Genomic DNA, 12,210 nt, shown 5'->3' with positions numbered 1-12,210 from the left:
AGAGCATGAAAATGAAAATCGCAACGCAAAACCAGGCCTTTTTCCCGACCAATATCCTGGAAAAATTTCAATACATCAAGGCTATGGGCTTTGATGGGTATGAGATAGACGGCAAGCTGCTGGTGGAGAACCTTGAAGAGGTTAAAGCGGCCATTAAGGCTACAGGGCTGCCGGTTACCACGGCCTGCGGCGGGTACGATGGCTGGATTGGTGACTTCATCGAAGAGCGTCGCCTGAACGGATTAACGCAGATCGAACGTATCCTTGAAGCATTAGCAGAGGTGGGCGGTAAAGGAATCGTTGTTCCTGCTGCCTGGGGGATGTTTACCTTCCGCCTGCCGCCGATGACGTCGCCGCGTAGCCTTGAAGGAGACCGCAAGGCGGTGAGCGCCTCGCTGCGCTGGCTGGACGAGGTGGCGGCGCGCACCGGCACCACCGTTTACCTGGAGCCGCTGAACCGCTATCAGGATCACATGATCAACACCCTCGCGGATGCACGTCGTTACATCGAAGAGAATGGGCTGAAACATGTTCAGATTATCGGCGATTTCTATCATATGAATATTGAAGAAGACTCGCTGACGGAAGCGCTGCACCAGAACCGGGACCTGCTGGGCCATGTGCATATTGCCGATAACCATCGTTATCAGCCGGGAAGCGGCTCTCTTGATTTTGCCGCTCTGTTCGACCAGCTGCGTGCCGATTGTTATCAGGGTTACGTTGTTTACGAGTGCCGCGTTCGCGCTGACGATCCTGCGAAGGCCTATCAGGATTCTCTCACTTATCTGCGTGAATGCTAAGGATGACCAGCGTGATGAGTGCCTTAACACCTTCGCCTCTGCGTGTCGCCATTATTGGTGCCGGGCAGGTCGCGGACAAAGTGCATGCCTCGTATTACTCCACGCGCAGTGATGTTCAGATGGTGGCTGTCATGGACAGCCATCCTGAACAGGCTCAGGCGTTTGCTGAAAGCCATGCCATTCCGTCGGCATGGCAGGACGTGAATGAAATGCTGCAGGCGGTCAAACCGGATGTGGTGAGCGTCTGTTCGCCCAACCGTTTTCATTTTGAACATGCGATGGCAGCCCTGGAAGCCGGGTGCCATGTAATGTGCGAAAAACCCCCGGCCATGACGTCACATGAAGCCGACCGGATGCGTGTGGCGGCCCGAACGGCGGGAAAAGTGCTGGCCTATGATTTTCACCACCGCTTTGCACGTGATACGCAACTGCTGCGTGAGGCGGTAATGAACGGGGCATTGGGCGAAATCTACTTCACTACGGCGCAGGCATTGCGCCGCTGCGGCGTTCCCGGCTGGGGCGTTTTCACCAATAAAGCACTGCAGGGGGGCGGGCCGCTGATTGATATTGGGATCCATATGCTCGACGCCGCGATGTATGTACTGGGTTTCCCGGCGGTAAAACGCGTGACGGCGCACAGCTTTCAAAAACTGGGAAACCGCAAAAACTGTGGCCAGTTTGGTGAATGGGATCCTGCACAGTTTACCGTTGAAGATGCCCTGTTCGGGACGATTGAATTTTGCAATGGCGGCATTCTGCGTCTGGATACCTCCTTTGCGCTCAACATCCGCGAGCAGTCCATCATGAATGTCGCTTTTTGCGGTGAAAAAGCGGGGGCGACGCTGTTCCCGGCCCATATTTACACCGATGAAGGCGGAGTTTTGCAGACCCTAACCCTGCGCGAAGAGGCAGACGATCAGCGGCATTTACGCAGCATGGATGCGTTTGTCCGTCACGTCATGGGAGAGCCGGTCATGATTGCCGATGCCGAACAAGGGCTGGTGATCCAGCAACTGGTCGCCGCACTGTACGAGGCGGCAGAAAAAGGGGAAAGCGTAACGTTATGCTGAACCTGTCTGTATTAAACGATCCGGTTTTTTGCCCTCACAGCCTCAATAAATACGCGTCAATCATGGCCTGCGGCAACGGCTATATGGGCATACGTGCGGCGCATGAGGAAAACTACACGCAGCAGACCCGGGGAATGTATCTTGCCGGGCTTTATCATCGTGCTGGTCGTAATGAGACCAACGAGCTGATCAACGTGCCTGACATCATCGGCATGGATATCGAACTGGACGGCATCAATTTCACCTTGCTGTCAGGGGAGATTATTGACTGGCAGCGGGAGCTGGATTTTGCCAATGGCGAACTGCGTCGTCGCGTAGTGTGGCGCTCGCCAGACGGAAAGCGCTACCGTGTGGAAAGCCGCCGTTTTGTCTCACTGGATCAACTGCCGTTGGTGGCAATGCAGCTCTCCGTCACTCCGCTGGATGCCGCATCAGACGTTATGCTGAGCACGGGGATTGATGCGACGCAAACCAACAGCGGCCGTCAGCATCTGGATGAAATCTCGGTCAGAGTCTTTGACCAATACTACATGCAGGGCGTGTATGAAACGCAGGATCGTGCTGCGGATGTGGTGATATCGGCATGCTGTCGTCTCTCAACCACCAGCGACAGCTGCTTTACCGCGAAAAACCGGCGTATCACGGTTCATCACGCCGTGAAGGTCGCTCAGGGTGACACTGTCACGCTTGAGAAGCTGGTCTGGGTGACGCATCGCAGCGATAAAGCGCTTTCACAGGACACGTTTGCCCGCAATGCTCTGGCTGAGCTCAAAACCTGCGCGACAAGAGGGTATGCTGCGTTAGTCGAAAGCGCGGCGTGCGCCTGGAAAAAGGTCTGGCATGACTGCCGGGTGGACGTTACGTCGACCGAACATCAGGATCAGCTGGCGCTGGATTACGCGGTCTGGCACCTCACGGCCATGACGCCTGCCCATGATGAACGGAGCAGTATTGCGGCCAAGGGCCTGACCGGGGAGGGCTATAAAGGCCACGTGTTCTGGGACACCGAAATTTTCCTGCTGCCTTTCCATCTCTTTACCCGACCAGATGTTGCCCGTCGTCTGCTGCGCTACCGGTGGCTTAACCTGCCGGGGGCCCGGGAAAAAGCACGCCGGAACGGCTGGCCAGGCGCCTTGTTCCCCTGGGAGAGTGCCGCGAGCGGTCAGGAAGAGACGCCGGAATTCGCAGCGATCAACATCCGCACGGGCGTTCGTCAGAAAGTGGCCTCCGCGCTGGCTGAACATCATATCGTGGCGGATATCGCGTGGGCCATTGTCGCCTACTGGCAGGCAACGCACGATGATGCCTTTATGCGCAATGAAGGCCTGACGCTGCTCATGGAAACCGCGTTGTTCTGGATGGGACGCGCGACGGAAGTTGGCGACCGTCTGGAGATCCATGACGTGATCGGGCCGGATGAATACACGGAGCACGTAAATAACAACGCCTACACCAACTATCTGGCGTGGCACAACGTCGCCAGTGCCTGCCGGTTTATGTCGATGTTTGAGCGTGAAGATGCGCGTTTTACGGAAAATGCGCAACGGTTCCTGTCGCGCTTATGGCTGCCCGAGGCTAACGCCGACGGGGTCATACCGCAGGATGACACCTTCATGTCCAAACCAGCGATCGATCTGAGCCGCTATAAAGCCAAAGCGGGCAAGCAGACCATTCTGCTGGATTACTCGCGCGCTGAAGTTAACGAGATGCAGATCCTCAAACAGGCCGACGTGGTAATGCTTAATTACCTGTTGCCGGAACGCTTTACGCCGCAGCAGTGCGCGGCCAACCTGGCATTCTATGAGCCGCGCACTATTCATGACTCATCCCTGAGCAAAGTCATCCACGGCATTGTGAACGCGCGCTGTGGTGATACAGAAGGGGCTTACGCCTTCTGGCGTGATGGCATTGCTATCGATTTGGGCGACGATCCGCACAGCAGTGATGACGGTATTCATGCTGCCGCAACGGGTGCGATCTGGTCAGGCGTTATTCAGGGATTTGCCGGGCTGCAGATCGTGGACGGGGAGTTACATCTGGCACCCAGGATGCCTGCGCACTGGCAAAGGCTGGCGTTTCCGCTGCGTTGGCAGAATGCGCAGTTGCACTTCATCGTTACGAAAGAGGCACTTACGGTGACCAGTTCTGCTCCCGTCACGCTAACGCTCTGGGGTAAAACCCTCCAGCTTTCGGGACGGCAGGTCTTGTCTTGCAAGGATTTTCTTACGTCTGTTGCTGGGACCGCTACCACGGAGGGAAGAGATGAACCTTAATGCCGTTGTATTCGATCTGGATGGGGTGATCACCGACACCGCTCATCTGCACTTCCTGGCCTGGCGCGCTGTCGCGAAGGAGGTCGGGATCACCATTGATGAAGCCTTCAATGAAACGCTGAAAGGGATTAGCCGCATGGACTCCCTGCAGCGGATCCTGCGTCACGGTGGCAAAGAAGACGCGTTCGACGAACAGCAGCGCCTGGCGCTTGCGTGTAAAAAAAACGCGCTCTATGTCCAGTCGCTGGCTTCGCTTACGCAAGCGTCACTGCTCCCGGGCATTCGTGAGGTGCTGGCCGACATACGCGCGGCAAACGTCAAAATTGGGCTGGCATCTGTTTCACTTAACGCTCCCGGCATTTTGCAGGCGCTGGGGATCCACAGGGCGTTTGATTTCTGTGCCGATGCGTCCCGCATTGCCCGCTCCAAACCGGACCCGGAAATCTTCCTTGCCGCCTGCGCGGGTCTTAACGTCCGCCCGGAGGAGGCCATCGGGATTGAGGATGCCGCCTCAGGTGTTGAGGCGATCAACGCCGCAGGAATGTTGTCGGTGGGAATAGGGGCAGGCCTCAACCATGCGGGACTTCAACTTCATTCAACGCGGGAGCTGACCTGGAAATGCCTGACAGATTTCTGGGCTTCCCGGACGGTACAGATAAGGAATTAAGAATGGCGCAACTATCGCTAAAACATATCCAGAAAATCTATGACAACCAGGTCCATGTGGTCAAAGATTTCAACCTCGACATTGAGGATAAAGAATTTATCGTTTTCGTCGGGCCATCGGGCTGCGGTAAATCGACGACGCTGCGCATGATTGCCGGGCTGGAGGAGATCAGCGCCGGTGAGCTGGTGATTGACGGCGTGCGCATGAATGATGTCCCGGCCAAGTCCCGGGATATCGCGATGGTCTTTCAGAACTATGCGCTGTATCCCCATATGACGGTGTACGACAACATGGCGTTTGGGCTGAAGATGCAGAAGATCGCTCCCGCCGTCATTGAAGAGCGCGTTAACTGGGCCGCTCAGATTCTTGGACTGCGCGATTACCTCAAGCGTAAGCCCGGTGCGTTGTCGGGTGGCCAACGCCAGCGCGTGGCGTTAGGCAGGGCGATTGTGCGTGAAGCGGGCGTCTTCCTGATGGATGAACCGCTCTCAAACCTGGACGCTAAACTGCGTGTTCAAATGCGTGCCGAAATCAGCAAGCTGCATCAAAAGCTGAATACCACCATGATTTATGTGACGCACGATCAGACCGAAGCCATGACGATGGCAACCCGCATTGTGATCCTGAAAGATGGATACATTCAGCAGGTGGGCGCGCCGAAGCAGGTCTATAACGAACCGGCAAATATGTTTGTGGCAGGTTTCATTGGTTCGCCAGCAATGAACTTTATTCGGGGGGCGATCAATGAACGCTTCTTCGTGACGGAAACGCTGCGTCTGGAGATCCCCGAAGATATGCTCTCGGTACTTAACGCTCAGGGGTATCAACGTAAAGCCGTGGTCTTTGACATCAGACCGGAGGATATTTTCACCTCGCAAGCCAGCGGTGAGGTGATTGCCGCTAAAATCAGCGTTGCCGAACTGACCGGTGCTGAATTTATGCTGTATGCCACCGTCGGGGGCCACGAACTGGTCGTCCGGGCAGGGGCTGCCACTGATTATGCTGCAGGGGATAATATCGGCATTCAGTTCGATATGAATAAGTGTCATTTTTTTGACGCGGAAACAGAAGCGGCAATCAGATAATAAAAATGTTCGCCGGAAATATTAATTTCCGGTTTTTTTGTTTGTCCATTATAAAGGAATATTTTAATGAGTACTCTACTAAGAAGTGCTGCGCTTATTCTATGCGCAGGGGTCAGCTACGCACACGCCTCAGAACCGGCACCACACTGGAATTTTAATATAGGTGCCATGTATGAAATTGAAAACGTCGAAGGTCAGGGGGATGATAAAGACGGATTATATGAACCCTCCGTGTGGTTTAACGCCACATGGGATGCGTGGACGATTTCCCTTGCCATGTATCAGGAAGGCCCCGTTGATTACAGCAGTATGACCCGCGGGACCTATTTTGATCGTCCCGAATTCGAGCTGCGCTATCGTTTTATTGGAACCGATGATTTTACCCTCGGCCTGACCGGCGGCTTCCGTAATTACGGTTATCATTTCAAAGATGAACACGGCGCGAAAGACGGTAGCGCGAATATGCAGCGCTACAAAATACAACCAGACTGGGATATTAAGTTAAGCGATGACTGGCGTTTCGGCGGCTGGTTTGCCATGTATCAGTTTGCCAACGACCTGGAAAAAACGGGTTATGCCGACAGTCGCGTTGAAACAGAAACGGGCTTTACCTGGACCATTAATGAAACCTTCGCGGCAAAAGTGAATTACTATTTAGAGCGCGGTTTTAATATGGACAGTTCACGTAATAACGGTGAGTTTTCAACGCAGGAGATCCGCGCCTATTTACCCATTTCATTAGGCAATACCACGCTGACGCCGTATACCCGCCTGGGGCTCGACCGCTGGTCAAACTGGGACTGGCAAGACGATCCTGAGCGTGAAGGGCATGATTTCAACCGTCTGGGCCTGCTTTATGCCTACGATTTCAATAACGGTCTTTCAATGACGCTGGAGTATGCCTATGAATGGGAAAACCACGATGAAGGCGAAAGCGATCGATTCCACTATGCGGGCGTGGGCGTGAATTACGCCTTCTGATCGGCTGTTCACCAGGGGCTATCAGCCCCTGGTTTTAGCGAAGGGAATCAGCGAACGAAAAGTGGGTTTCAATCAGCACCTTATGCGGGGCGGGTTTACCGGAGATACGCCTGAAAAGCAGGTCGCAGCTCTCTTCGCCCAGCTTGCGGGTGGGAATATCAAATCCAGCTGGCGCAGGCGTCAGAATCAGGGAGAGCATCGGGTCGCTGTAACCCGCCACGGCAACCTGCTCAGGTAGCATCAAATTTAACTCATCCGCAGCGCGATAAAGACTCAGCAATTTCATGCTGTCGGTGGCGAATACCGCATCCGGTGGGGTGGAAGAAGACAACAACGTAATGGCCGCTGAAAGTGCGCTCTCGTGGGTATAACCGCCATCAATGATCCAGTCCGGGTTAACAGCAATATTCGCCTTTTCCAGGCTGGCTTTATAACCCGCGAGACGATCAATAGACACGTGATAATCGAGTGGCGCATGCAGACAGGCAATTTTTTTCCGCCCGTTTTTAATAAACGTGTCGGTCAGCATCTCGCTGTCACGAAAATTGTCGGTATCGACGGAGTAAATATTCTGAAAGTCGCCTTCAACTTTACCGATTACGACTACCGGCACACCGTACATATCGAGCCGTGAGAAAAAGGATTCATTGGCAGGCGAACTCAGCATAATGACCCCTTTGATCATTTTCTGCTTTATTTTGCTTTCGCATTTTAGCAGGTCATCTTCACTGCTCTTTGACGTTTGCAAAATAACATCAAACCCTTCCTGTTCCGCCTTGGCGGTTATGGCGTGCAATACGTCGGAGAAAAAAGGATTACCGGCAGTGGTTTTTGTTGAGCGGGTGGAAATCACCATAATGGCGTCAAAGCCAGATGAGGTCAGAGCGCGGGCAAGTTTATTTGGTTGATAATTTAGCTCTTCAATCGCCTTCAGCACTTTCTCTCGCGCTTCAGGAGAAATATTGGTTTGTTTATTCAACACTCTGGACACGGTTGATTTAGAAACACCAGCAACGCGCGCAATATCATAGATGGTGGGTGACATACACCTTACTCACTCCGGGACGGCAATGTCGTTCATCTTACTGGAGAAAAAACGGCAATAGCAATAATTATGAATTGATAATCAACGATCTGCCCCCATTTACTGTATTCTGAAGCAAGTCATTCCAGGCTTCCAGCGACGAAGGACGGCGATGAAGCGACTTAAAAACGAACTCAACTCTCTGGTGAACCGCGGCGTCGATCGCCATTTGCGTCTGGCGGTCACCGGGCTTAGCCGCAGTGGCAAAACGGCGTTTATCACGGCGATGGTTAACCAGCTGCTGAACCTGCACGCCGGGGCACGCCTGCCGCTGCTCAGTGCGGTGCGGGAAGAGCGTCTGCTGGGCGTTAAGCGAGTTCCCCAGCGCGATTTCGGCATCCCTCGCTTTACCTATGATGAAGGGCTGGCACAGCTTTACGGTGACCCACCCGCGTGGCCGACACCCACGAGAGGGGTGAGTGAAATCCGTCTCGCGCTGCGTTTTCGTTCCAATGAATCATTGATGCGCCACTTCAAGGATACCTCCACGCTCTATCTGGAGATTGTGGATTACCCGGGCGAATGGCTGCTCGATTTACCCATGCTGGCGCAGGATTATCTCAGCTGGTCGCGACAAATGACCGGTTTGTTACAGGGTCACCGCGCGGAGTGGTCGGCAAAATGGCGGCAGTTATGCGCAGGATTAGATCCGCTGGCGCCCGCAGATGAGAACCGCCTGGCGGCGATTGCCGAAGCCTGGACGGATTATCTGCATCAGTGCAAACAGGAAGGGCTGCACTTCATCCAGCCGGGACGGTTTGTTTTGCCGGGCGACCTGGCGGGTGCGCCTGCGCTGCAGTTCTTCCCGTGGCCCGACGTGGATGGCGTCGGAGAGGCAAAACTGGCGCAGGCAGACAAACACACCAACGCCGGTATGCTGCGCGAGCGCTACAACTACTACTGTGAAAAAGTGGTGAAAGGTTTTTATAAAAACCATTTTTTACGTTTCGATCGTCAGATTGTACTGGTGGACTGCCTGCAACCACTTAACAGCGGGCCGCAGGCTTTCAACGATATGCGCCTGGCGCTGACGCAACTGATGCAAAGTTTTCACTACGGACAGCGTACGCTGTTTCGCCGCCTCTTTTCCCCGGTGATCGACAAACTGCTGTTTGCGGCAACCAAAGCCGATCACGTAACGGTTGATCAGCATGCCAACATGGTGTCGCTGTTACAGCAACTGGTGCAGGACGCCTGGCAAAATGCGGCGTTCGAAGGGATCAGCATGGATTGTCTTGGGCTGGCGTCCGTACAGGCGACGCAAAGTGGGCTGATTGATCTTAACGGCGAGAAAATCCCGGCCCTGCGGGGGAATCGCCTCAGCGACGGCGAACCGCTGACCGTGTATCCGGGCGAAGTGCCTGCACGCCTTCCGGGGCAGGCATTCTGGCAGAGTCAGGGCTTCCAGTTTGAAGCCTTCCGCCCACAGGTCATGACCGTCGATCAGCCATTACCGCACATTCGTCTGGATGCGGCGCTGGAGTTTTTGATTGGAGATAAATTGCGATGACGGAACCGTTAAAACCCCGCATTGACTTTACCGGGACGCTTGAGCAGGCGCAGCAGGAGGCCTTTAAAACGGCGCAGACGTTCAGCGGCGAGCAGGCAGAACATTTTGCGCCGGCCCTGACTGACGAGCCGTCCGTTGAGGAGGGCCAGGCGGAAGCGGTCGTTGAGGCTGCTTTACGTCCGAAACGTAGCCTGTGGCGTAAGATGGTCACGGCCGGGCTGGCGCTCTTCGGCGTAAGCGTGGTGGGACAAGGCGTGCAATGGGGTATCAACGCCTGGCAAACCCAGGACTGGGTGGCGCTGGGCGGTTGTGCTGCGGGGGCGTTGATCGTGGGGGCAGGCGTAGGGTCGGTTGTCACCGAGTGGCGTCGACTGTGGCGTCTGAGGCAGCGTGCGCATGAACGGGATGAAGCACGCGATCTGCTGCACAGCCACGGTACCGGAAAAGGCCGGGCATTCTGCGAAAAGCTGGCGGCGCAGGCGGGGATTGACCAGTCGCACCCGGCACTGCAGCGCTGGTATGCCGCCATTCACGAAACGCAAAATGACCGGGAGGTGGTGACGCTCTATTCGCATATGGTGCAGCCTGTGCTGGATGCTCAGGCGCGGCGCGAGATTAGCCGCTCTGCGGCGGAATCAACGCTGATGATCGCGGTCAGTCCGCTGGCGCTGGTGGATATGGCGTTCATCGCCTGGCGTAACCTGCGCCTGATAAACCGTATCGCCAGTCTTTACGGTATTGAGCTTGGCTACTACAGCCGGCTGCGGCTCTTTAAATTGGTGTTGCTGAACATCGCCTTTGCAGGTGCCAGTGAGCTGGTGCGCGAAGTCGGCATGGACTGGATGTCGCAGGATCTGGCGGCCCGTCTCTCAGCGCGTGCCGCGCAGGGAATTGGGGCAGGGTTGTTAACCGCACGTCTGGGCATTAAAGCGATGGAAGTCTGCCGACCACTGCCGTGGATCGACGGAGATAAACCGCGCCTGGGCGATTTTCGTCGTGAATTGATTGGGCAGCTCAAAGAGACGCTCAATAAAAAACCGGTTCAGTAACCGGTTTGTTTACTTATCGTGCTGGCTGTCAATCTTTCTTGACAGCCATCTTCCGCATCACCGTGTTCTGACATATCATTTTAAGGTTATTGGCTTAAAACGGTGAATTTCCCATGCGTCTTGAAGTCTTCTGTGAAGACCGTCTCGGTCTGACCCGCGAGTTACTCGATCTCCTTGTTTTACGTAGCATTGATTTACGTGGCATCGAGATTGATCCTGTCGGGCGAATTTACCTCAATTTTGCCGAAATTGAATTTAATACTTTTAGCAGCCTGATGGCTGAAATCCGCCGTATCGCTGGCGTTACGGATGTACGCACCATTCCCTGGATGCCGTCTGAGCGCGAGCACCTCGCCCTGAGCGCCTTGCTTGAAGCCATGCCAGAGCCTTTCCTGTCACTGGATTTGAAAAGCAAAGTTGAGCGGGTAAACCATGCGAGTTGCCAGCTGTTCGCCCAGAGTCAGGACAAGCTCACTCATCACCATGCCGCGCAGCTGATCCCGGGGTTTAATTTCCAGCGCTGGCTGGACAGCAACCCGCAAAATACGCATAGCGAGCATGTGGTGATCAACGGGCAGAATTTCCTGATGGAGATTACGCCGGTGTACCTGAAAGGAGAGAACGACACTCGCGTTCTGACCGGGGCCGTTATCATGCTGCGCTCTACCGTGCGGATGGGCCGTCAGTTGCAAAATCTCTCCAGCCAGGATGTGGGAGCGTTCAGCCAGATCATTGCCGTCAGCCCGAAAATGCGTCATGTGGTCGATCAGGCCCGTAAGCTCGCCAGCCTGACCGCGCCGCTGCTGATTACCGGCGATACCGGGACCGGGAAGGATCTGCTGGCCCACGCCGTGCATCTTGCCAGCCCACGCGCGGCAAAACCGTATCTGGCGCTGAACTGTGCCTCTATTCCTGAGGATGCCGTCGAAAGCGAGCTGTTTGGCCACGCCCCGGAAGGCAAAAAAGGCTTCTTCGAGCAGGCGAACGGCGGTTCCGTGCTGCTGGACGAAATTGGCGAAATGTCGCCGCGCATGCAGGCCAAACTGCTGCGCTTCCTGAACGATGGGACCTTCCGTCGCGTAGGGGAGGATCACGAAGTTCACGTGGATGTGCGCGTGATTTGTGCCACTCAGAAAAACCTCGTTGAGCTGGTACAGAAAGGGATGTTCCGGGAAGATCTCTACTATCGACTGAACGTGTTGACGCTAAACATTCCGCCGCTGCGCGATTGTCCACAAGATATCATTCCGCTGACGGAGCTGTTTGTGGCACGCTTCGCCGACGAGCAGGGGGTACCGCGTCCGAAACTGTCAGCCGATCTGGGTACGGTGCTGACGCGCTACGGCTGGCCGGGAAATATTCGTCAGCTGAAAAACGCCGTTTATCGTGCGCTGACGCAGCTGGAAGGGTACGAGTTGCGTCCACAGGATATCCTGTTACCGGATTACGATGCTGGTACGGTATCGGTGGGCGAAGAGGCGATGGAAGGCTCGCTGGATGATATTACGAGCCGTTTCGAGCGTTCCGTGCTGACACAGCTTTATCGCAGCTACCCAAGCACGCGTAAGCTGGCAAAACGCCTGGGGGTATCCCATACCGCGATTGCGAATAAGCTTCGTGAATATGGACTCAACCACAAGAAGGGTGACGAATAACGATAAAAGCCTCTGTAAAGAGGCTTTTTTTTGCAC

General features: G+C 55.0%; 10 protein-coding genes. 9 read left to right on the top strand and 1 reads right to left on the bottom strand.

Features of this window, described 5'->3' with window-relative positions; all coding sequences use genetic code 11:
• The first annotated feature begins 11 nt into the window (after positions 1-11).
• The 6 genes from ACMWKA_RS21520 (at position 12) to ACMWKA_RS21495 (ending at position 6,876) form a co-directional block, all read left to right on the top strand.
• Complete coding sequence (locus ACMWKA_RS21520) at positions 12-800, top strand: sugar phosphate isomerase/epimerase family protein (protein ID WP_038420918.1); 789 nt, start codon at positions 12-14, stop codon at positions 798-800.
• Positions 801-811: 11 nt separating this feature from the next.
• Positions 812-1,870, top strand: a complete 1,059-nt coding sequence (locus ACMWKA_RS21515) for a Gfo/Idh/MocA family protein (protein WP_414760600.1) — start codon at positions 812-814, stop codon at positions 1,868-1,870.
• Positions 1,864-4,143, top strand: a complete 2,280-nt coding sequence (locus tag ACMWKA_RS21510; RefSeq protein ID WP_346720715.1) for a glycoside hydrolase family 65 protein — start codon at positions 1,864-1,866, stop codon at positions 4,141-4,143. Before ACMWKA_RS21515 ends, ACMWKA_RS21510 begins: the two co-directional genes overlap by 7 nt.
• Positions 4,133-4,810 carry a beta-phosphoglucomutase gene (pgmB, locus tag ACMWKA_RS21505; protein ID WP_414760599.1) on the top strand — a complete coding sequence of 226 codons (678 nt, stop codon included), beginning with the start codon at positions 4,133-4,135 and terminating at the stop codon, positions 4,808-4,810. Before ACMWKA_RS21510 ends, pgmB begins: the two co-directional genes overlap by 11 nt.
• A 2-nt stretch (positions 4,811-4,812) precedes the next feature.
• Positions 4,813-5,895, top strand: a complete 1,083-nt coding sequence (locus tag ACMWKA_RS21500) for an ABC transporter ATP-binding protein (RefSeq protein ID WP_414760598.1) — start codon at positions 4,813-4,815, stop codon at positions 5,893-5,895.
• 66 nt (positions 5,896-5,961) lie between these two features.
• Positions 5,962-6,876: an OmpG family monomeric porin gene (locus ACMWKA_RS21495; RefSeq protein WP_038419574.1), complete on the top strand. Its 915-nt coding sequence runs from the start codon at positions 5,962-5,964 to the stop codon at positions 6,874-6,876.
• A 34-nt stretch (positions 6,877-6,910) separates the two neighbouring features.
• Here ACMWKA_RS21495 and ACMWKA_RS21490 read toward each other — a convergent pair whose 3' ends face one another.
• Positions 6,911-7,921, bottom strand: coding sequence for a LacI family DNA-binding transcriptional regulator (locus tag ACMWKA_RS21490; protein WP_013096418.1), 1,011 nt, complete (start codon positions 7,919-7,921; stop codon positions 6,911-6,913).
• Positions 7,922-8,072: 151 nt separating this feature from the next.
• Here ACMWKA_RS21490 and ACMWKA_RS21485 point away from each other — a divergent pair, with 151 nt between their 5' ends.
• The 3 genes from ACMWKA_RS21485 (at position 8,073) to tyrR (ending at position 12,174) form a co-directional block, all read left to right on the top strand.
• Positions 8,073-9,470, top strand: a complete 1,398-nt coding sequence (locus ACMWKA_RS21485) for a YcjX family protein (RefSeq protein ID WP_013096419.1) — start codon at positions 8,073-8,075, stop codon at positions 9,468-9,470.
• Entirely contained in the window at positions 9,467-10,519 is a 1,053-nt protein-coding gene (locus ACMWKA_RS21480; RefSeq protein ID WP_020689208.1) for a YcjF family protein, read from the top strand. The genes ACMWKA_RS21485 and ACMWKA_RS21480 overlap by 4 nt, the downstream gene beginning before the upstream one ends.
• Before the next feature lie 113 nt (positions 10,520-10,632).
• The gene (gene tyrR / locus ACMWKA_RS21475; RefSeq protein WP_013096421.1) at positions 10,633-12,174 is read left to right on the top strand and encodes a transcriptional regulator TyrR; all 1,542 of its coding nucleotides are present in this window, start codon (positions 10,633-10,635) and stop codon (positions 12,172-12,174) included.
• The last annotated feature ends 36 nt before the right edge of the window (positions 12,175-12,210 follow it).

The sequence above is a fragment of the Enterobacter sp. 03-F-07-AD-ECC genome, from assembly GCF_047530935.1.
GTDB lineage: Bacteria > Pseudomonadota > Gammaproteobacteria > Enterobacterales > Enterobacteriaceae > Enterobacter > Enterobacter cloacae.
The sequence above is the reverse complement of the archived record's forward strand: the minus strand, read 5'-3'. Positions and strand labels throughout refer to the sequence as shown.

Coding starts and splice junctions, on each gene's coding strand:
- ACMWKA_RS21520 (WP_038420918.1), top strand. CDS start 12: ATGAAAATCGCAACGCAAAACCAGGCCTTTTTCCCGACCAATATCCTG.
- ACMWKA_RS21510 (WP_346720715.1), top strand. CDS start 1,864: ATGCTGAACCTGTCTGTATTAAACGATCCGGTTTTTTGCCCTCACAGC.
- pgmB (WP_414760599.1), top strand. CDS start 4,133: ATGAACCTTAATGCCGTTGTATTCGATCTGGATGGGGTGATCACCGAC.
- ACMWKA_RS21500 (WP_414760598.1), top strand. CDS start 4,813: ATGGCGCAACTATCGCTAAAACATATCCAGAAAATCTATGACAACCAG.
- ACMWKA_RS21495 (WP_038419574.1), top strand. CDS start 5,962: ATGAGTACTCTACTAAGAAGTGCTGCGCTTATTCTATGCGCAGGGGTC.
- ACMWKA_RS21490 (WP_013096418.1), bottom strand. CDS start 7,921: ATGTCACCCACCATCTATGATATTGCGCGCGTTGCTGGTGTTTCTAAA.
- ACMWKA_RS21485 (WP_013096419.1), top strand. CDS start 8,073: ATGAAGCGACTTAAAAACGAACTCAACTCTCTGGTGAACCGCGGCGTC.
- ACMWKA_RS21480 (WP_020689208.1), top strand. CDS start 9,467: ATGACGGAACCGTTAAAACCCCGCATTGACTTTACCGGGACGCTTGAG.
- tyrR (WP_013096421.1), top strand. CDS start 10,633: ATGCGTCTTGAAGTCTTCTGTGAAGACCGTCTCGGTCTGACCCGCGAG.